We start from the raw sequence: 19,562 nt of genomic DNA, 5'->3' as shown, positions 1-19,562 counted from the left end.
CGGTGCGGTCACTTGCCAGGCCCACTAATGCGGTTTAGGATCTCTCCGCTCAAGCGCTTTAGCTGATTCTTTGGAGAAAGGAACGCGCATGTCGGCCAGACGGCCCGCCGCGCGCCGGCCGACGATGAAGGACATCGCACGGCGGGCCGGGGTCTCCGAGAGCGCGGTGTCCTTCGCGCTGAACGACCGGCCGGGGGTCTCCGAGATCACCCGCGACCGGGTGCGCCGGGTCGCCGAGCAGCTGGGCTGGCGGCCCAGTACGGCGGCCCGCGCGCTGTCCGGCGAGGGCGCGGCGACGGTCGGCTTCGTGCTGGCCCGCCCCGCGCACACGCTCGGCGTGGACTCGTTCTTCCTGCAACTGGTCTCCGGCATCCAGGAGGTGCTGGCGCGGCGCCATCTGGGGCTGCTGTTCCAGGTGGCCGAGGACGTCGACGAGGAGTGCGGGGTCTACCGGCGCTGGTGGGCCGAACACCGCGTGGACGGCGTCCTGGTGGTCGACCCGCGCACGGACGACCCGCGCCCGGACCTGCTCGACGAACTCGGGCTGCCGGCCGTGGTGATCGGCGGGGCCCCGGACGAGCGCCACCCCCGGCTCTCGACGGTGTGGGCGGACGACGCGGGCGCGATGGCCGCACTGGTGGACGGGCTCTGCGCGCTCGGCCACCGGCGGATCGCGCACATCGCCGGGCTGCCGGGGCTCGCCCACACCGAGCGCCGGATCCGGGCCCTGCGCGCCGAGGCGGAGCGGCGGGGCCTCACCGAGGTGCAGTCGGTGACCACCGACTACTCCGACGCGGAGGGCGCCGCCGTCACCCGCCGTGTCCTGGAGAGCGCCGCTCCCCCGACCGTCCTGGTCTACGACAACGACGTGATGGCCGTCGCCGGGGTCGCCGCGGCGGCGGAACTCGGCTTCTCGGTGCCGGCGGACGTGTCGGTGGTGGCCTGGGAGGACTCGGCGCTGTGCCGGATGGTCAAGCCGTGGCTGTCCGCTCTGTCCCGGGACAGCGTGGAGTTCGGCCGCACGGCGGCGACGGAACTGACCGCCCTCCTGGACGGCGGTCCGGCCCGGACGGTCCGGGTTCCGGTGCCGCGGCTGATCGAGCGGGACAGTACGGGACCGGCCCGGCCGGTCTGAACCGCTCCGCGCCGGTCCACGGCTGCCGCACTCTCGACGCGAGGGTGCCCGGACGGGCGGAGTGCCTCCCGCGTACTCGCCAGTAGTCCCGTCCCACCGCACGCACCCCGGGGAGCGGCCCCCCGTGACCGGCTGGGCCGGCCGGCGTGCCGGTGGCGGTCAAGGACGACCTCGCCGTGCGGGGCGGGACGCCCCCGCGGCCGTACGGCTGGCGGGGCGCCCGGGGGTCGGAGGCGGCGCCGCCGGAGCCGGCGGAGTGGATCGAGGCGCCGCGTCCCCGGCGGCGGACGGCGCCCGTGGCCCGACCGGCGTTCTACAGCGCCCGGTACATGATGTGCAGGCCCACCCGCCCGTGCCGGGGGTGGTCGAAGGCGTCCGGCACGGTGCCGAGGACCGTGAAGCCGAGAGACGTCCACAGGCGGACGGCCGGGTTGGTCTCGACGACCGCGTTGAAGACCATGCCGCGGTATCCCTCGGCTTTGGCGGCGGTCAGGACGTGCTCGGCGAGGGCGCGTCCGATGCCGCGGCCCGCCCGGTCGGGGTCGACCATGAAGCCGGCGTTGGCGATACGGGCGGCGGGGCCGCCGTAGTTGGGGGTCACGTAGGCGGTGGCGACGACGGTGCCGGTGTCGTCCTCGGTGACGTAGACGCGTTTGGCGGGGTTCGTCCACAGGGCCCGGGCGTCCTCCTCGGAGGTGTCCGGGTCCCAGGCGTAGGTCTCGCCGGCCGCGACGACGCGGTGCCAGAAGGGCCAGATGTGCGGCCAGTCGCCGGCCGTCGCTTCCCTGATCAGCATGGGCGTGAGTCTCGCACGCCCATGCTCGCGTCACGCCCCGTGGGTCAGTCCACGCTGGGCAGGATGTGCGGCTCGGCGAGGTCCTCCTCGTAGCCCGCGAGTCGGATGGGGGCGGACCTGGCCCACACGTCGAGGCTGCCGATCTGGCCGGACCGGCGGCCCGCGCGCTCGGCGCGTTCCTCGGGGCGTTGCTCTGGGCTCGTCGTCGTCTCCGGTGTCACCGCGCACTCCTTATGTGTCGGGTCACCCTCGGGGCCTGTCGGCCAGTCTGCCGTCCGGCGCCTCGGCGTCCGCTCGGGTGTGGGTCGAATGCAGTTCGGACGCGGTGGCGCCGGCAACTCGTGCGAGAGCGGGCCGCTGTGAACGGGCTCGTCCCGTGACGGGCCTTGGGTGTGGGCCTCGGGTGTGGGTAGGACCCTGTGCTGCCGCCCGTCCGCTCCAGATTAACCAAATGAGCGAGGGTGCGCTCTATGGGGCTCAAAACATGGGAGAACCATTGCCCTTCATTCTCGGGACAGTTGACCCGTATATACGCCGTTTCGCCCACCTTTGCACCGCAGGTAACTCACCCGTTCGGCCCACATCGGCGACCACACCTTCGAATGCCGACGGCGGCGGGTCGGGCAGTTCAGTTGCCGTTGGCTGCGGCGCAAGCTCGCCATGGTCTGCTGCCGGTCGGCAACGGCTGTCTCGTGGGAGGACCGAGGCATGGAACTGCGCAGCGTCGAGGAGCTGATGGACCTGCTGTACGCCTGCCGGGGCGAACGGCCCCTGGCGGGGTGCGGCAGCGGGCCGGTGGACCCGTACGGGCACGCGCTGCGCACCGCCGCACTGCTGCGCCGGCGCCACCCCGCCGACAAGGAACTCCAGGTGGCCGGTCTGGTCTCACCCGTGGGCCGGCTGCTGTGGCCGGGCGGCCCGGCCGGACGGACCGCCGAGGCGGTGCGCCCCCTGCTCGGCGCCCGTGTCGCCCGCCTGCTGCGCCGTCACGCCCGTCCGGAGGCGTGGGCCCACGACGACGACGTGGTCAGTCTGCGCCAGGCGGACGACGAGGCCCGCACGGCGGTGTTCGACGCCGGGGTCCTGGAGGACTGGCGCTCGGTGCTGGAGCTGACGGCGGCGCGCAACTCACGGCTGAGGACCGTCGACTGAGACACGCACGCGACCGGACGCGCGGTGTGCCCGAGATCCAGGAGGCCGCGCGGTGCCCCCGACGGGCGCAGGCCCTCGGGCGGGCCTGTACGGGGTCGAACCACGAAGTACGCGTGACCGGCGCACCGGGCGCACCGGCGCTCGCCCCACGGTGGCCGCGGCCCGGGCGGGCGGGCGATCGACGCCGCCCGCCCGCCGCCGCGCTCACCACTTGCCGGGCGCGTAGTCCTTCAGGAAGACGCCGTACAGGTCCTCGCCCGCCTCTCCGCGCACGACCGGGTCGTAGACGCGGGCGGCGCCGTCGACCAGGTCGAGCGGTGCGTGGAAGCCGGCCTCGGCCAGGCGCAGCTTGTCGTAGTGGGGGCGCTCGTCGGTGATCCAGCCGGTGTCGACCGAGGTCATCAGGATGCGGTCGGTGTCGAACATCTCCTGGGCACTGGTCCGCGTCACCATGTTCATCGCGGCCTTGGCGGCGTTGGTGTTCGGGTGGCCGGCCCCCTTGTAACCACGGGCGAACACGCCCTCCATCGCCGAGACGTTGACGACGTACGCGCGTCCCGACGCGGCCCGGCGCGCGGCCTCGGCCATCGCCGGGCGCAGCTTGCTGATGAGGATGAAGGGCGAGGTGTAGTTGCACAGCTGGGTCTCGAGCAGCTCGACCGGGGAGATCTGCTCGATGGTCTGCACCCAGGTGTTGGTGTCGACGACGTCGGGGACGAGGCCGCCCGCGTCGATCGCGGTGCCCTCGCGGTGCCGGACCACGCTGGCGTTGCCGGCGACCAGGGCGAGGTCGGCCACCCTCTGCGCGTCGAGGCCCGAGGTGCCGAGGGGCAGCGCGGCCAGGCCGTCCACCGCGCCGGAGTTGAAGGCGCCGATGACGTGGTGGGCGGGCAGTTCGCCGGCCGGCAGCGGGGCGCTCTCCCCCTCGACGAGCGCGGCGTAGGCGGAGGGAAGACGCCGAACGGTCTGGGTGGCGTTGTTGATCAGGATGTCCAGCGGGCCCTGCTCGGTCACCTGGTCGGCCAGCGCCACGGCCTGGGCCGGGTCACGCAGGTCGATACCGACGACCTCCAGGCGGTGGATCCACTCCGCGGAGTCGTCCATGGCCTTGAAGCGGCGGATGGCGTCTTTGGGGAAGCGGGTCGTGATGGTGGTGTGCGCGCCGTCGCGCAGCAGCCTGAGCGCGATGTACATGCCGATCTTGGCCCGGCCGCCGGTGAGCAGCGCGCGCTTGCCGGTGAGGTCGGCGCGGGCGTCGCGGCGGGAGCGGTTCTCGGCGGCGCAGTCCCGGCAGAGCTGGTGGTAGAAGTAGTCGACCTCGACGTAGCGCTGCTTGCAGACGTAGCAGGAGCGGGGGCGCTGGAGTATCCCCGCGATCGTGCCCTCCTCGGTGCGGGAGGAGGGCAGGATGCCCTCGGTCTCGTCGTCGATGCGCTGGGCGGAGCCGGTGGCGGTGGCCTCGGTGACCGCCTTGTCGTTGGCGGTCTTGGCGGCCCGGCGCTCCTGGCGGCGGCGCTGCTTGACCATGCGGTAGATGTGCGAGGTCGCCCGGCGGACCGTGATCGCGTCGGGGTGGTCGACGTCCAGCTCGTCGAGTTCCTTCAGCACGTCGAGGCAGACCGCGAGCCGTTCGGGGTCGATGCCGGGGCCGTACTCGGACGCCGCCACCTCGTCCGTGGTCGCCGAACCGTCCTGTGTCACCGTCATCGCCGTCGCCGTTCCCTGATCACCGTCGCGGCGCTCCGGGAGGCGACCGCTGTCGAACAGCGGATTTTATTCAGCGCCGGGCCCGGATCCAAACCCGCCGGGGTCAGGGACGGCAGGCCGTGAGCAACGTCTCCACCTCCTCGGTCAGCGCCCGGGCGAACCGGTCGAGGTCCGGCACGGCCTTCGCGTCGGCGACCAGGCCGTAGTGGACCTGTCCCCGGTACGTCGAGACGGCCACGGCGAGGGCGTGGCCGCGGGCCAGCGGCGCCAGCGGGTAGACCTCGGTGAGCGGATGGCCGCCCAGGCGCAGGCCGAGGCTGGGCAGGGGGACGCTGGTGACCAGGATGTCGAACCAGAGCCGCGCGGCCCCGGAGACCAGCGGCCCGCCGAGCCGGTGGCCGAGGGCCGGGACGTGGTCGGCGAGCAGGGCGACTGCGCCGGCGCCCCGGCCGGGTCCGGCGTCCTTGTTGCGGTCCATGGCCGCGCGGACCGTGCCGAGGCGGGAGAGGGGGTCGGGGTCGCCGACCGGAAGCCGTATCAGGTAACCGGAGAGCCGGTTGCCCTGTGGGTGGGCGGTGCGCGGGCGGCGTTTGGAGACGGGGATCAGGGCGCGGGGCGCGACGCCCTCGCTGCCGTCGCCACGCTCGTCCAGCCAGCGGCGCAGGGCGCCGGCGACGACCGCGATCAGTACGTCGTTGACGGTGCCGCCGGTGGTCTTGCGCACGTGGTGCACGTCGTCGAGGTCCACGGCGACGCCCGCGGTGCGGCGGGTGCCGGAGGAGGAGGCGGTGAGCGCGGGCGAGGAGCGCACATCGAGGGTGGACAGGGCCGCGGCGGCGCCGATGTCGAGGGCGCGGCCCGCGTCGGACAGGGCGCCGCGCAGCCGCTCGGGCAGGGCGCGCACGTCCGGCAGGAGGCCGCGCGGCGGCGGCTCGGGGCGGGACCGGGGAGCGGGGAGGTCCATCGGGTCGAGGACGCCGGCGGCGAGGGTGAGGGCGCGCAGGCCATCGGCCAGGGCGTGGTGGAACTTGAACAGCACGGCGAAGCGGTCCCCGTCCGCGCCGGGCAGCACGTGCGCCTCCCACGGCGGCCGGCCGCGCTCCAGGGGACGTTCCATGAGGCGGCCGGCGCGGGCGTGGAAGTCCGTCGTCGGGGCGTGCAGCCGGACGTGGTCGAGCGGGTCGAAGTGGGGGTCGGGTTCGCGGGTGGCGCCGCCGAAGGCGAACGGGCGGCGCAGCGCGAGCGGCGCCTGCCAGGTGTCCCGGATCCGCATCCGCAGGCCGGGCACCGCGGGGGCGCGGGCCGCGAGCAGGTCCGCGGCGTGCGCGCCCGCGGTGGGCGAGAGCGCCGTGAAGAGACCGAGCGCGCCGAGGTGCAGGGGGTGCTCGGCGGACTCGATGTTCCAGAAGGCCAGGTCGAGGGGAGCGAGCGGATCGGAAGTCAAGGGCGTGCCTCGCAAGGACGTCGGGTGGACGAGCAGGACGTCGGATGGACAAGCAGTCAATCGCTCTTCGCCGATTACGGTCAAGTACGATCAGGCTACGCACAGTTAACAGCAGATTAAAGTCCCGCCCCGGTGTGAAGGGCGGGACGGTGGTGAGACATGGGGTGGCTGTGCTCACGGCGGCGCGTGCGGTGCCGGCCGCGGCGGCGTTCCCCACCCGGACGGCTGCGGGCCGACCGTGGACCGAGCGTGCCGGTCCACGGCCGGTCGCTCCCGGCCGCTCAGGCGGTCGGGCAGCCCGCGGGGGTGGGCTGGGACGCGTCGTGGAGCAGGGCCTCGTGGGCGGCCCTCACCCGCTCGACGTCCGGCTTGAGGACCTTGCGGTCGTAGGTGGTCAGGCCGTTCAGCTCGCCCTCGACGTCGGATATCTGGGTGTAGACGGCGCCGTTGCTGCCCCGGCAGACCAGCGCCCGGACCTCGTCGAGCTTGGTGAGGTAGTCGTCCGTGTAGGTCTCGGGGTCGACGTCGACGTACGACTGCTGCACCGACCAGGCGTGTCCGGGCACCGCGAGGCCCAGTCCGCCGTACTCGCCGGTGACCAGGGCGCGTTCGCCGTCCGGGGAGGGCGGCAGGGCGGGGCTCGGGTAGCCGTGCTCGTCCATGATGTCGCCGGCGCCGCCGTCGGCCCCGAGGTTGAGGCCGGACTGGTTGTTGACCAGGCGGGTCGGGTCCCAGGCCTTGGCCTGCTCGGCGACGCGCGCGATGTCGTACTGGCCCCAGCCCTCGTTGAAGGTGACCCACATGATGATCGACGGGTGGCTGACGTGTTCGTCGATCATCTCCTTCATCTCCCGCTCGAACTCGGCCCGGGAGGCGGCGTCCGGGTTCACCCCCGGGGTCATGGACGGCATGTCCTGCCACACCAGCAGGCCCAGCTTGTCGGCCCAGTAGAACCAGCGGTCCGGCTCGACCTTGATGTGCTTGCGCACGGAGTTGAAGCCGAGCCGCTTGTGCAGCTTCAGGTCGTGGGCGAGGGCCTCGTCGGTGGGCGCGGTGTGCAGGCCGTCCGGCCAGAAGCCCTGGTCGAGGGTGGCCATCAGGAAGACCGGTTCGCCGTTGAGGACCGTGCGCGGCACGCCGTTCACCTTCTCGACGGCGATGGAACGCATCCCGAAGTAGCTCTCGACGCGGTCGCGGCCGACGGTGACCTTCAGGTCGTACAGGAAGGGGTCGTCGGGCGACCACAGGCGCGGGTCGTGGATCCTCAGGGTCAGCGGCTCGCCGGTGCGTCCGCTCGCCGTGGCGACCTTGCGGTGTCCGGCGTACGCCGTCGCCCTGACCCGTACGCCGTCGCGCACGCCCTTGGGTTCGACGGTCAGCGTGCCGGCGTCGACGTCCGGGGTCAGCTTCAGTGAGTCGACGTGGTCCCGGGCGACCGGCTCCATCCAGACCGTCTGCCAGATGCCGGAGCTGGGCGTGTACCAGATGCCGCTCGGGTCCAGGCTCTGCTTGCCGACCGGCGGGTTCTCGGCGCCCCTCGCGTCGGTCGGGTCGTAGACGCCGACGATCAGCTCCTGGGTGCGGCCGGGCTTGAGCGCGTCGGTGACGTCGGCGCTGAACTTGTCGTAACCGCCCTTGTGGCCGGCGACCTCGACGCCGTTGACGTACACCTCGGACTGCCAGTCGACGGCGCCGAAGTTGAGCCTGAGGCGCTGGCCGCCGCCGATGTGCCAGTCCCGGGGCACGGTGAAGGTACGGCGGTACCACATGCGGTCCTCGTGCCGCTGGATGCCGGAGAGCTGGGACTCCACCGGGTACGGAACGAGGATGCGCTCCTTCAGGTCCTTGCCGAACGGGGGCTGCTCGCCGGCCTCGGCGGCGGCGAACTGCCAGCGGCCGTTGAGGTTCTGCCAGTCGTCGCGCTTCAGCTGCGGGCGCGGGTACTCCGGGAGGGCGTTGTCCGGGCCCACCTCGTCGGCCCACTCGGTGCTCAGCTCGTAGGTGGACTCGTTGCCGCCGCTGCTCCAGAAGGCGTTGACAACGTTGCCCCCGGCGTCGGAGAGGCCGCCCTCGCCGTCGTAGCGGACGTCGGCCGTGCCGGGCGCGTCACCGTCCTTGTTGCCGACGACCGGCTGGTCGAGGCCGACGAGGAGGGCGGTCGGGTCGGCGGGGTCGACCTTCGCCTCGCCGAGCGGCCACCGGGCGCCGCCGATCACCGCTTCGAAGTGGTCGGTGAGGCCGGCGGGCGCCGCCGCGAGCGGGCGGGGGAAGTCGAGCCTGAGGGTGCGGCCGGCGCCGAGGACGGTCGTCGCGGTGGCGCCGTCGTAGTCGAAGCCGTCGGGCAGGCGGAACGCGGACTGCGGGACGGGCTCCTTGGCGCCGCCGGGTTCGGTCCAGCGCAGGTGGAGGTTGGAGCCGCCGTAGTGCTCGAAGTACTCCAGTTTGATGTCGTAGGACCGACCCGCCGTCAGCTCGACGGGCTCGGCGAACTGTTCGCGGTCCCAGTCGTCGACCCAGTGGTCGATGGCGAGCCGGCCGTCGATCCAGAGGCGGAAGCCGTTGTCGCCGATGATCGAGAAGGTGTGGGCGCCGGTCTTCTCCGGGACCAGCTTGCCGGTCCAGCGGACGCTGACGTCGTCCGACTGCCCGGTGGCGAAGCTGAGGCGCGGCTCCAGCGTGCCGAAGTCGAGCTGCGGGTCGAAGCCGGTCGCCTTGAGCTCGTGGAAGTCGAAGGCGCCCGGGGCGGACTGGGTGTAGTACTCGCCCTTCAGGCCGTGGATCTCGGCGGCGTCGTCGGCGGCCGCGCTCGCGTTCGGCACGGCGGCGAGTGAGCCGACGCCGAGTGCGGCGGCGAGCAGTAACGCCAGTCGGTCTCTGAGTCGTTTGGTGCGCACGGACCCTCTCCTCGAGAACGGGTGGTGGCTCTGATGGCTCAGGACATCGATGTCATACATCGATGTAACACAGAGGTGCACAGGCATGACAGCACGGATTCCCCTGGGCGTCCAGGGACATGACAACGGCCCCGGAACTCAACGCGCGTCACACGGGGGGCCGGGGCCGTCATCCGTCCGTCACGGCACCCGCTGCCCCTTCCCCAGCGCGATCACGCCGCCCTTGGAGACGGTGTACAGCTCGGCGTCCCGCTCCGGGTTGACGCCGATCGTCGCGCCCGGCGGCACGTCCACGTTCTTGTCCAGCACCGCCCCGCGCACGACCGCGCCCCGGCCGATGTGCACGTTGTCGTGCAGCACCGACCCCTGCACGACCGCTCCGGGGTCGACCACCACGCCGGGCGAGAGCACGGACCGGGTGACCTGCCCCCGCACCAGGCAGCCCGCGCTGACGATCGACTCACTGGCGATGCCCCCGGCGTTGAAACGGGCCGGGGAGAGCTGGGCGGAGTGCGTGTAGAGGGGCCAGTCGCGGTTGTAGAGGTTGAAGGCGGGCCGCTCGGCGATCAGGTCCATGTGGGCGTCGTAGTACGCGTCGAGCGTGCCGACGTCCCGCCAGTAGCCCTGATCGCGGGTGGTCTCCCCCGGCACGTGGTTGTCACTGAAGTCGTACAGCGCGGCCTCTCCCCGGGCGGTGAGCCGCGGCAGGATCGAGCCGCCCATGTCGTGCACGGAGCGCTCGTCCTCGGCGTCCCGGTGCAGGGCCTCGACGAGGGCCTTGGTGGTGAAGACGTAGTTGCCCATCGAGGCGAAGACGCACTCGGGGTCGTCGGCCAGCCCGGGAGGGTCGGCGGGCTTCTCCAGGAAGCCGGCGACGGTCCGGCCGTCGGAGCCCGGGGTGATCACGCCGAAGGACGAGGACTCGGTGCGCGGGACCCGTATCCCGGCGACGGTCACACCCGCGCCGGACTCGATGTGCTGGGCGAGCATCTGGCGCGGGTCCATCCGGTACACGTGGTCGGCACCGAAGACCGCGACGTACTCGGGCTGTTCGTCGTGGACGAGGTTGAGGGACTGCAGGATCGCGTCGGCGCTGCCCAGGTACCAGCGCGGGCCCAGGCGCTGCTGGGCGGGGACCGGGGTGACGTAGTTGCCGAGCAGGCTGGACATCCGCCAGGTGGTGGTGATGTGCCGGTCCAGGGAGTGCGACTTGTACTGGGTGAGGACGCAGATCCGCAGGATGTCGCCGTTGACCAGGTTGGACAGCACGAAGTCGACCAGCCGGTACGTGCCGCCGAAGGTGACCGCGGGTTTGGCGCGGTCCGCGGTCAGGGGCATCAGGCGCTTGCCCTCCCCGCCCGCCAGCACGATCCCGAGCACCGAAGGACCTCCACGACGCATGGCCGCTCCCCTCACCCTCGTTCACCCCGGCCGCCCCGGGCGGGGCGGCCTAAGCCTGCTTGAGGATCTCCTCGTAGAGCCGGACGGTCCGGCGGGCCACCGCGTCCCAGCCGAACTCCTCCACCGCCCGGGCCCGGCCCGCCTCGCCCATCCGCCGCGCGGTCTCCGGGTCGCCGAGGACTGAGTCCAGGGCCCGGGCGAGGCCCGCCTCGAAGTCGCGGTCCCCGTCCCCCGTGTCGTCCTCGTCCCTGGGGACGAGCACCCCCGTCTCACCGTCCGCCACGACCTCGGGGATGCCGCCGACCCGGGAGGCCACGACGGGCGTGCCGCAGGCCATCGCCTCCAGATTCACGATGCCGAGCGGTTCGTACCCGGACGGGCAGACGAAGACGGCCGCGTGCGTCAGCAGCTGGATCACGTCGGGGCGCGGCAGCATGCGCGGGATCCAGTGCACGCCCTCGCGGGCCCGGCTCAGCGCGGCGAACAGGTCCCGGAACTCCTGGTCGATCTCGGGGGTGTCCGGGGCGCCGGCGCACAGCACGACCTGCGCGGCCGGGTCGATGGCACGGGCGGCGCGCAGCAGGTGGGGCACGCCCTTCTGGCGGGTGATGCGGCCGACGAACAGGACGTACGGTCGGGAGCGGTCGAGGCCGATCCGGTCGAGGGCGTCGGTGGCGGGGTCGGGCCGGTAGAGGCCGGTGTCGATGCCGTTGTGCACGACGTGGACCCGGTCCTCCGCGACCGCCGGGTAGCAGGCGAGGACGTCCTCGCGCATGGCGCCGGAGACCGCGATCACGGCGTCGGCGGCCTCGACCGCGGTCCGCTCGGCCCAGCTCGACAGGGCGTAACCGCCGCCCAGCTGCTCGGCCTTCCAGGGGCGCAGGGGCTCCAGCGAGTGCGCGGTCACCACGTGCGGCACGCCGTACAGGAGTTTGGCGAGGTGGCCGCCGAGGTTGGCGTACCAGGTGTGGGAGTGGACCAGCTCGCGGCCCTGGAGGGCGGCGGTCATGGCGAGGTCCACGGAGAAGGTGCGCAGCGCGTCGTTGGTGCCGTCCAGGGCGGGCCAGGAGCGGTGGCGCAGCACGTCCTCGGTGCGGCCCTCTCCCCAGCAGTGCACGTCCAGGTCGACCAGGCGGCCGAGTTCGCGGGCGAGGAACTCCACGTGGACGCCCGCGCCGCCGTAGACGTCCGGCGGGTACTCGCGGGTCAGCAGTCCCACACGCACCCGGAACCTCCCGTGCTCGGCGGCTGGTTCCCTCATGGTCACCCGGACGGGGCGTCTGGGGAAGGGGGCGGGGGCGGCGGGGACGACGAGGACGACGGTGGGGACCGGGGAGGCTCGGGCGGCCGCGAGAAGCAGCAGTCGCCGCAGACGCCCGAACCCGGCGCCCGGTAGTACAGGCAGCAGCTGCGGCGCCGGAAGGCGGTGCCGGTGAGGGTGCCGGCTCGGGCGAGAAGCGGGTGGGCGAGGAGCTCGGCGGTCAGAGCGCGGGCGCGGTCGGCGGTGTCCGTGCGGCCGTTGCGGCGGGCCCAGCGGTCCAGTTCCCGGCCGGCACCCGCGAGCGCGGAGGCGGCGTTGCCCCACAGCAGTCCGCTGGCGACGCGGTACCGGTCGTGCACGGCCGCCGTCAGCGGGACGAGGTGGGCGCGGAGCACGGTGTCGGCGATCGTGCCGGCGTCGCCCGGCAGGGGGCTCACTCCGGAGAGCCACAGGTCGTCGGGGGCGGCGGCGTCGGGGTCGTAGTGGAGCAGCCGCGGGGCGAGGTCCGGGACGCGGCCGTGGAGCGCGGCGCACCCCAGCGTCACCGACCACAGGCGGGCGGCGAGGCCCTGCTGGGCGACGGAGGCGGCGACCCGCGTCTCCGGGACGCGGAGGGCGGCGGCGACCTTACGGACGCGGAAGCCGAGCGGGTCCGTCGCGAGCCGTGGGCGGGGGCTCGGGCCCGGGGCCCCGTCCCCGGGGGCGTAGGCGTCCGCGAGGGTGGGAAGCGGCCGGGACGGCAGCGGTCGCGACGCGTGGAGGAGGAAGAACCCGCCGAGCGGGCGGAGGGCGGTCAGGCCGGGGTCGAGGTCTGGAGTCGGGGCCACAGGAAGCAGTAATACCAGGGCCCTTAGGGGTCGGGTCAGGGGCCGGGGTCTTCCGGTCGCCCACCCAGGGGAGGACGGCGCCGCCTCCGTACTCCATCGGCAGTATGACCCAATGAGTGCTCAGGGACGACGACGGGAAGCTCCCGGCACGGCATCGTGTTGTTCATGGATGACGACCGTTCGCCGCGCCGGGCCCAGCGCCCCCGCCTCACGCAGAGGAGCAGCCGATGAGCGCCCTCGCGTTGTCCGTGCTGCTGTCGCTCGTCTCCGCCGTGGCGTACGCGGGCGGAGCGATCGTGCAGGAGCAGGTGGCGGCGTCCTCCCCGGGTGCTCAGTACGCTCCGCTGCGCCGGCCAGGCTGGTGGGCGGCGGTCGCGCTCAACGGCCTCGGCGGCCTGCTGCACGTCGTGGCGCTCGCCCTCGGCCCGCTGAGTCTGGTGCAGCCGCTGGGCGCGCTCACCATCGTCTTCGCGCTGCCCATGGCCGCGCTGTTCGTGGGCCGCAAGGCGGGCAGGACGGCCTGGCGGGGCGCACTCATGGCGACGGTCGGTCTCGCGGGTCTGCTGTCGTTGGTCGGCGCGTCCGACACCCAGTCGCTGGACACGGCACAGCGGGTCTTCACGGCCTCCGTCACCGGAGCGGTGATCGTCGCGCTGATGATCGCCGGCCGGGCCGCTCACCGGCACCCGGCGGTGCGCAGCATCCTGCTGGCCATCGCGTCCGGCATCGCCTTCGGCATGTCCTCGGTCTTCACCAAGACGGTCGCGGTCGACTGGGCGGGCGGGGTGTCGGTCGCCGACGTGCCGTCGCTGGCCGTGATCGGCGTGCTCGCCACGGCCGGCATGCTGCTGTCGCAGGCCTCCTACCGGGGCGCGGGTCTCGCCGCCCCACTGGCCACGCTGACGGTCGTGAACCCGGTGGTGGCGGCGGTGGTCGGCATCACGATGTTCGGCGAGACGTTCCGGTACGGCACGACCGGTACCGTGCTCGCCCTGAGCTGCGGCGTGGTGGCCGCGGGCGGGCTGATCCTGCTGACGACGGAGCGGATCGCGCGGGAGGCCGCGGAGGCAGGGGCCGCGGAGGCGGGGACCGCGCCGCTCGGGACGGAGGCGGCGCCGCCCGCTCCGCTGCCCGAGAAGGTGTTCCTGCCCGCCCCGGGGGCGGCGCAGGGCCCGGAGACGGTTCCCGCCGAGGAGCCGTACGACGTACCGGGACCGGCCCGGAGCGTCCTGCCCGGACTCGTCCCGCAACTCTCGTACGGCCCCGTCCACGGTGGCGCGTTCGTCCCGCCGCCCGTGCTCGACCGGCACCGGGTGCGGATCAGATCCTGACCCCGCCGGCCCGCAGGTACGCCACCGGGTCGACGTCCGAGCCGAAGCCGGGCCCCGTCCGCACCTCGAAGTGCAGATGCGGGCCCGTGCTGTTGCCGGTGGAGCCCGAGCGGCCGATCCGCTGGCCGGCGCCCACGGACTGGCCGTCCTTCACGGAGATCGCCGAGAGGTGGGCGTACTGCGAGAAGCGGCCGTCGTCGTGCCGGACGACCACCTGGTAGCCGTAGGAACCGCCCCACCCCGCGCTGACCACCCGGCCCGCCGCGACCGACTTGACCGAGGTCCCGGTGGGCACGGGGAAGTCGACGCCGGTGTGGTAGCCCTTCGACCAGGATGATCCCGCCTGCCGGTAGGGCGTGCCGGTGGAGGCGTCGACGGGGGCGACGACGGCTTGGCGGGTGGTGGTCTTGGCGGCCTTGGCCGGCTTCTCGGTGCCGCTGCCGGGGGACGACTTCTCGGGTTGCCGCTTTGGCTGTTTCTTCTGTTTCTGCTCCTGCTTCGGCTGTTGTTTCTGCTTCTGCTTCTGCTCCTGCTTCTGCTGTTGCTCCTGCTCGGGTTCGGCGCGGGGCGCTGTGGTCCGTTCGCCGCGCAGCGCGAGGCGCTGGCCGGGCATGATCAGGTCGGGGTCCGCTCCGATCTCGGCGCGGTTGGCCTCGTACAGGCCGTGCCACCCACCGCGCACCCGCTGGGCGTCGGCGATGCCGGACAGGGTGTCGCCGGTGACCACCGTGTACATCCGGCCCTTGCCCGCCCGGGACTGTGGCGTGGTCTGGGGCTTGACGTCCTTCACCGAGTCGGACTTCGCGGTCCCGGATTTCGCGACCCCTGACTTCCCGGTGGACGGGGCGGAGGACGGACGGATGTCGGGCACGGCACCGTCCCGGGTCAGCCCCGCCCTCTGGGAGCACACCGGCCAGGCGCCCGGGCCCTGCCCCTCCAGCACCTTCTCCGCGACCGCGATCTGCTGGTCCTTGGTGGCCAGGTCGGCGCGCGGGGCGTACTCGGTGCCGCCGAACTCCTCCCAGGTGGACTGGGTGAACTGCAACCCGCCGTAGTAGCCGTTGCCGGTGTTGATGTCCCAGTCGTTGGTGGACTCGCAGGCGGCGACCTTGTCCCAGGTCTCCACGTCGGCCGCGTGTGCCGTGCCGGTGCCGACGAGCGGGAGCGCGAGGCCCGCGCCGCCCGCGGTGACGGTCAGGGAGGCGCGGTTGATCCTGTTCGGCTGATACCGGCGGTGCCGGCCGCGTACGGCCATGGAGGTCCCCCTCGACATTGCGTCAGGAGGGGCAAAAATAAGCGCCGGTAACAGGCCATGACAAGACGGCAATCGGCCGGTTGGCCATGTCAAGTGGCGCGGATCGCACGGTCGTCGCGGCTTCCGAGGCCTCAGAGGCGTCGTACTTACACGAGAAACTTTCCCCAAGGAAGTTGAAACTTTGTCCTTGACGGGTCGAAAGTGCACGCCTTAGCGTCCAACCGACTTGTTCCGCACGGGCTTTCACCTGGTTTCATCCCAGACCGAAGGAGTTCTCGGTGCGTATCAGACGGTTCGCCACCTTCGTGGGGGCGGCAACGCTGGCAGGGGCCGTCGGGCTCCTTCCACTGTCCCCGGCCCAAGCCGCGAAATCAGACCCCACGCCGCCGGACCCGGCGGCCTTCCAGAAGGTCACCCTCAACGACCGTCCGGGCGAGCCCATGGCCCTCGCCGTCCTGCCCGACTCGCGGGTGCTGCACACCGCACGCACGGGAGAGGTCCGGATCCACGATCCGAAGAGCGGTGTGAACTTCCTCGCCGCCGACATGAAGAAGAGCCCCGCGGGTCTCTACCAGCATGACGAGGAGGGCGTCCAGGGGATCGCCGTCGACCCCGGCTTCCGCAAGAACCACTGGGTCTACCTCTACTATTCGCCCCGCCTCGACACCCCCATGGACGACCCGGACACCCCCGGCGTCAACGAGGGCGACGCGCCGGAGTACGGCACGGCCGCGGACTTCGCCGAGTACAAGGGCGTCACCCGGCTGTCGCGGTTCAAGCTCGAGGGCAACAGGCTCGCCTTCGACACCGAGCAGAAGATCCTCGACGTGCCGGCCGACCGCGGCATCTGCTGCCACGTCGGCGGCAAGATCGACTTCGACCGCAAGGGCAACCTGTTCCTTTCGACCGGTGACGACTCCAACCCGTTCGCCTCGGACGGCTACGCCCCGCTCGACGACCGCGCCGACCGCAACCCGGCCTTCGACTCGCGGCGCACCTCGGGCAACACCAACGACCTGCGCGGCAAGGTCCTGCGCATCAAGGTCAAGCCGGACGGCGGCTATGTGGTGCCCCGCGGCAACCTCTTCAAGCCGGGCACCCCGAAGACCCGCCCCGAGATCTACGCCATGGGGCTGCGCAACCCCTTCCGCTTCGGGGTGGACGACAAGACCGGCGACGTCTACGTCGGCGACTACTCGCCCGACGCCAACGAGGCGAACCCCGACCGCGGCCCGGCCGGCCACGGCCGCTGGATGGTCATCGACCGGCCCGCCAACTACGGCTGGCCGTTCTGCGTGACCCGGGACATGCCGTACCAGGACTACGACTTCGCCACCGGGAAGTCGAACGGCGCCTTCGACTGCACCGAGCCGGTCAACGACTCGCGCCACAACACCGGTCTGAGCGAGCTGCCACCGGTCACCGACGCGGAGATCGTCTACGGCTACGGCGCGTCCGAGGAGTTCCCGGAGCTCGGCACGGGCGGTATCGGCCCCATGGGCGGCCCCGTGTACGACTACGAGAAGCGCAACAAGGCCCAGAACCGCTGGCCCGAGTACTTCGACGGCAAGCCGCTCTTCTACGAGTGGACCCGCGACCAGATGAAGGCCATCACCCTCGGCAAGCGGAACAAGGTCGAGAAGATCGAGGACGCGATCCCCTCGATCAAGACGGACGGCCCGATCGACGCCGAGTTCGGCCCGGACGGCGCGCTGTACGTCCTGGAGTACGGCACCGGGTACTTCGCGGAGCTGCCCGAGGCCCAGCTGTCCCGCATCGACTACACGCGCGGCAACCGCACCCCGGAGCCCAAGGTCGCCGCGGACGTCGTCAACGGCACCAGCCCGCTGACGGTCCGGTTCTCCAGCGCCGGAACCAAGGACGCCGACGGTGACGCCCTCAGCTACGCCTGGGACTTCGACGCCGACGGCAAGGTGGACTCCCGGGAGGCGAATCCGGAGCACACGTTCACCGACGACGCCGTCTTCGACGCCACGCTGAAGGTCACCGACAGCACCGGCCGCTCGGCCTCCGCCTCGGTTCCGGTCGTCGTCGGCAACAAGGCGCCGGTCGTCTCGCTGACGACCGACCCGTCCCCGCACGGCGGCACGGAGTTCCACTGGGGTGACACGGTGACGTGGGAGGTCACCGTCACCGACGACCAGCCGGTGGACTGCTCGAAGGTCAGTGTCTCGTTCATCCTCGGCCACGACACGCACGGACACCCGCTGTCCACGAGCACCGGCTGCTCCGGGTCGTTCGAGACGTTCGTGGACGGCGGTCACGCCGGTGCGGACAACCTGCGGGCGGTCTTCAACGCCAGCTACCAGGACACGCCCCCGGACGGCCTGCCGGCCCTCTCGGGCAGCGACGAGGTCGCACTGGTCCCGGCCGGCTGACCCGGCTGGACACACAGCCCGCCGACCGGCGCGGCACGCACTGCGACGGGGGCGCCACCCACGGAGGTGGCGCCCCCGTCGCCTTTCCGGGGACGGAGACGGGGGGGCGCGGACTGGGCGGGGGACGGGGACTGGACGGGGACTGGGCGGGGGACGGGAACTGGGCGGGGGACGAATCACGACACCCCGCCATTCCCCGTCCTGTCCCCCGTCCGCCGACTAGTCTCAAAAGCCACGGTGCCCGACAACCGATCGAAAGAGGTCCGGATGAAGACCAGCCAAGCCGCCAACATCGGTGTCGTGGGGCTGGCGGTGATGGGCTCGAACCTGGCTCGCAACCTCGCCTCCCGCGAGGGCAACGTGGTCGCCGTCCACAACCGCACCTACGCCCGCACCGAGAGCCTCCTCGCCGAGCACCCGGAGGCGGGCTTCATCGCCGGCAAGTCGATCGACGACTTCGTCGCCTCGCTGGCCAAGCCCCGCACCGCCGTCATCATGGTGCAGGCGGGCGCGGGCACGGACGCCGTCATCGACCAGCTCGCCGAGCGGTTCGAGCCGGGCGACATCATCGTCGACGGCGGCAACGCCAACTTCCAGGACACCATCGCCCGGGAGAAGCGGATCGCCCCCACCGGCATCCACTTCGTCGGTGTCGGGATCTCCGGCGGCGAGGAGGGCGCGCTCAAGGGCCCGTCGATCATGCCGGGCGGCTCCGAGGAGGCCTACCGGACCCTCGGGCCCGTCCTCGCCTCGATCGCCGCGGTCGTCTCGGGCGAGCCCTGCGTCACGCACGTGGGCGCCGACGGCGCCGGTCACTTCGTCAAGATGATCCACAACGGCATCGAGTACGCCGACATGCAGCTGATCGGCGAGGCCTACGATCTGCTGCGCACGGTGGGCGGGCTGCGGCCGGACGCCATCGCCGACGTCTTCGCCGAGTGGAACCGGGGCCCGCTCGAGTCGTACCTCGTCGAGATCACCGCCGAGATCCTGCGCCATGTCGACGGGGCCACGGGTCAGCCGTTCGTGGACGTCGTGCTGGACCAGGCCGGCTCCAAGGGCACCGGCGTGTGGACCGTGCAGAACGCCCTCGACCTGGGTGTGCCGGTGGGCGGGATCGCGGAGGCCGTCTTCGCGCGGGCGGTATCCGGGAAGGCCGAGCAGCGTGCCGCGGTGCGCCGGCTGACCGCCGGCTCCCGGCCGCGGGTCCAGCAGGCCTCGCCCTCGTTCGCCGAGGACGTGGCCGCGGCTCTCTACGCCTCGAAGATCGTCGCGTACGCGCAGGGCTTCGACGCCATCACCGCGGGCGCGGACAAGTACGGCTGGGACATCCACAAGGACCGGATCGCCAAGATCTGGCGCGGCGGGTGCATCATCCGGGCGCGGTTCCTCGACCGCATCGCCCAGGCGTACACCGAGCACCCGGACATCACCACGCTGCTCGAAGCCCCGTACTTCGCGCGGGCCGTCGCCGACGGCGAGGCCGCCTGGCGGCGGGTGGTCTCCACCGCCGCCCTGTCCGGCGTACCCGTACCGGGCTTCAGTTCCGCGCTCAGCTACTACGACTCGCTCGCCGCCGAACGCCTGCCCGCCGCGCTCGTCCAGGGGCAGCGGGACTTCTTCGGCGCGCACACCTACCGGCGCACCGACAGAAACGGCGTCTTCCACACGCTGTGGTCCCGCGACCGGTCCGAGACCGAGGCCGACGGGAACGGCCACTAGTCTCCTCCTCCCCCCGGTCTCCGCGCGGCTCTCCCGTACGACGGCCACCGGTATTCGCCGGTGGCCGTCGCTCGCGGTTCAGGTCAGCGGTGGTCCCGGTTCCGGGTTGGGCACCGGCTCCGGCCCCGGCGGGACCGGTGACGGGGAGGGTTCGGGCGGGCCCGGGTGCGGGGGCGGCGGGGTCGGCTGCGGACCGGGGCCCGGGGGCTGGGGCGTGGGTTCCGGGCCGGGGCCCGGC

General features: G+C 72.5%; 14 protein-coding genes. 5 read left to right on the top strand and 9 right to left on the bottom strand.

Translation table 11 applies throughout. The annotated features are described in order from the left end of the window. Positions 1-88 precede the first annotated feature (88 nt). Positions 89-1,135, top strand: a complete 1,047-nt coding sequence (locus M6G08_RS21765; protein ID WP_272588834.1) for a LacI family DNA-binding transcriptional regulator — start codon at positions 89-91, stop codon at positions 1,133-1,135. 313 nt (positions 1,136-1,448) lie between these two features. Here the strand turns inward: M6G08_RS21765 and M6G08_RS21760 are convergent, their stop codons facing one another. Further along, positions 1,449-1,931 carry a GNAT family N-acetyltransferase gene (locus M6G08_RS21760; RefSeq protein ID WP_272588833.1) on the bottom strand — a complete coding sequence of 161 codons (483 nt, stop codon included), beginning with the start codon at positions 1,929-1,931 and terminating at the stop codon, positions 1,449-1,451. Between the two features lie 44 nt (positions 1,932-1,975). After that, on the bottom strand, positions 1,976-2,152 hold the full coding sequence (locus M6G08_RS21755; RefSeq protein ID WP_272588832.1) for a hypothetical protein: 177 nt from the start codon (positions 2,150-2,152) through the stop codon (positions 1,976-1,978). 487 nt (positions 2,153-2,639) lie between these two features. Between M6G08_RS21755 and M6G08_RS21750 the strand changes: the two genes are divergently transcribed. After that, positions 2,640-3,083 (top strand): hypothetical protein, encoded by a 444-nt coding sequence (locus tag M6G08_RS21750; protein ID WP_272588831.1) that lies wholly within the window; start codon positions 2,640-2,642, stop codon positions 3,081-3,083. Between the two features lie 204 nt (positions 3,084-3,287). On the opposite strand, the gene M6G08_RS21745 is transcribed toward M6G08_RS21750, so the two are convergent. The 6 genes from M6G08_RS21745 to M6G08_RS21720 form a co-directional block, all read right to left on the bottom strand. Further along, positions 3,288-4,790 (bottom strand): SDR family NAD(P)-dependent oxidoreductase, encoded by a 1,503-nt coding sequence (locus tag M6G08_RS21745; protein ID WP_272588830.1) that lies wholly within the window; start codon positions 4,788-4,790, stop codon positions 3,288-3,290. 103 nt (positions 4,791-4,893) lie between these two features. Beyond that, positions 4,894-6,234 (bottom strand): wax ester/triacylglycerol synthase family O-acyltransferase, encoded by a 1,341-nt coding sequence (locus M6G08_RS21740; RefSeq protein WP_272588829.1) that lies wholly within the window; start codon positions 6,232-6,234, stop codon positions 4,894-4,896. A 281-nt stretch (positions 6,235-6,515) separates the two neighbouring features. Then, positions 6,516-9,128, bottom strand: a complete 2,613-nt coding sequence (locus M6G08_RS21735; protein WP_272588828.1) for a PA14 domain-containing protein — start codon at positions 9,126-9,128, stop codon at positions 6,516-6,518. A gap of 180 nt (positions 9,129-9,308) precedes the next feature. Continuing rightward, on the bottom strand, positions 9,309-10,529 hold the full coding sequence (gene glgC, locus M6G08_RS21730) for a glucose-1-phosphate adenylyltransferase (RefSeq protein ID WP_272588827.1): 1,221 nt from the start codon (positions 10,527-10,529) through the stop codon (positions 9,309-9,311). Positions 10,530-10,578: 49 nt separating this feature from the next. After that, positions 10,579-11,754, bottom strand: coding sequence for a glycogen synthase (gene glgA / locus M6G08_RS21725; protein WP_272588826.1), 1,176 nt, complete (start codon positions 11,752-11,754; stop codon positions 10,579-10,581). Positions 11,755-11,792: 38 nt separating this feature from the next. Then, the gene (locus M6G08_RS21720; RefSeq protein ID WP_443049015.1) at positions 11,793-12,635 is read right to left on the bottom strand and encodes a (2Fe-2S)-binding protein; all 843 of its coding nucleotides are present in this window, start codon (positions 12,633-12,635) and stop codon (positions 11,793-11,795) included. 209 nt (positions 12,636-12,844) lie between these two features. On the opposite strand from M6G08_RS21720, the gene M6G08_RS21715 reads away from it, so the two are divergent. Then, positions 12,845-13,948, top strand: coding sequence for a DMT family transporter (locus M6G08_RS21715; RefSeq protein WP_272588824.1), 1,104 nt, complete (start codon positions 12,845-12,847; stop codon positions 13,946-13,948). On the opposite strand, the gene M6G08_RS21710 is transcribed toward M6G08_RS21715, so the two are convergent. After that, positions 13,938-15,203, bottom strand: a complete 1,266-nt coding sequence (locus M6G08_RS21710; RefSeq protein WP_272588823.1) for a transglycosylase family protein — start codon at positions 15,201-15,203, stop codon at positions 13,938-13,940. The two genes, M6G08_RS21715 and M6G08_RS21710, sit on opposite strands and share 11 nt — an antisense overlap. A gap of 278 nt (positions 15,204-15,481) precedes the next feature. On the opposite strand from M6G08_RS21710, the gene M6G08_RS21705 reads away from it, so the two are divergent. Both M6G08_RS21705 and gnd read left to right on the top strand, forming a co-directional pair. After that, positions 15,482-17,602, top strand: a complete 2,121-nt coding sequence (locus M6G08_RS21705; RefSeq protein WP_272588822.1) for a PQQ-dependent sugar dehydrogenase — start codon at positions 15,482-15,484, stop codon at positions 17,600-17,602. A 267-nt stretch (positions 17,603-17,869) separates the two neighbouring features. Beyond that, entirely contained in the window at positions 17,870-19,324 is a 1,455-nt protein-coding gene (gnd, locus tag M6G08_RS21700) for an NADP-dependent phosphogluconate dehydrogenase (RefSeq protein ID WP_272588821.1), read from the top strand. The last annotated feature ends 238 nt before the right edge of the window (positions 19,325-19,562 follow it).

The organism is Streptomyces sp. M92, assembly GCF_028473745.1.
Classification (GTDB): Bacteria; Actinomycetota; Actinomycetes; order Streptomycetales; family Streptomycetaceae; genus Streptomyces.
The sequence above is the reverse complement of the archived record's forward strand: the minus strand, read 5'-3'. Positions and strand labels throughout refer to the sequence as shown.

Excerpts from the sequence above, each read along its gene's own strand:
- M6G08_RS21750 (WP_272588831.1), top strand. The coding sequence starts at position 2,640 with ATGGAACTGCGCAGCGTCGAGGAGCTGATGGACCTGCTGTACGCCTGC.
- gnd (WP_272588821.1), top strand. The coding sequence starts at position 17,870 with ATGAAGACCAGCCAAGCCGCCAACATCGGTGTCGTGGGGCTGGCGGTG.
- glgC (WP_272588827.1), bottom strand. The coding sequence starts at position 10,529 with ATGCGTCGTGGAGGTCCTTCGGTGCTCGGGATCGTGCTGGCGGGCGGG.
- M6G08_RS21765 (WP_272588834.1), top strand. The coding sequence starts at position 89 with ATGTCGGCCAGACGGCCCGCCGCGCGCCGGCCGACGATGAAGGACATC.
- M6G08_RS21745 (WP_272588830.1), bottom strand. The coding sequence starts at position 4,790 with ATGACGGTGACACAGGACGGTTCGGCGACCACGGACGAGGTGGCGGCG.
- M6G08_RS21715 (WP_272588824.1), top strand. The coding sequence starts at position 12,845 with ATGAGCGCCCTCGCGTTGTCCGTGCTGCTGTCGCTCGTCTCCGCCGTG.
- M6G08_RS21710 (WP_272588823.1), bottom strand. The coding sequence starts at position 15,203 with ATGGCCGTACGCGGCCGGCACCGCCGGTATCAGCCGAACAGGATCAAC.
- M6G08_RS21760 (WP_272588833.1), bottom strand. The coding sequence starts at position 1,931 with ATGCTGATCAGGGAAGCGACGGCCGGCGACTGGCCGCACATCTGGCCC.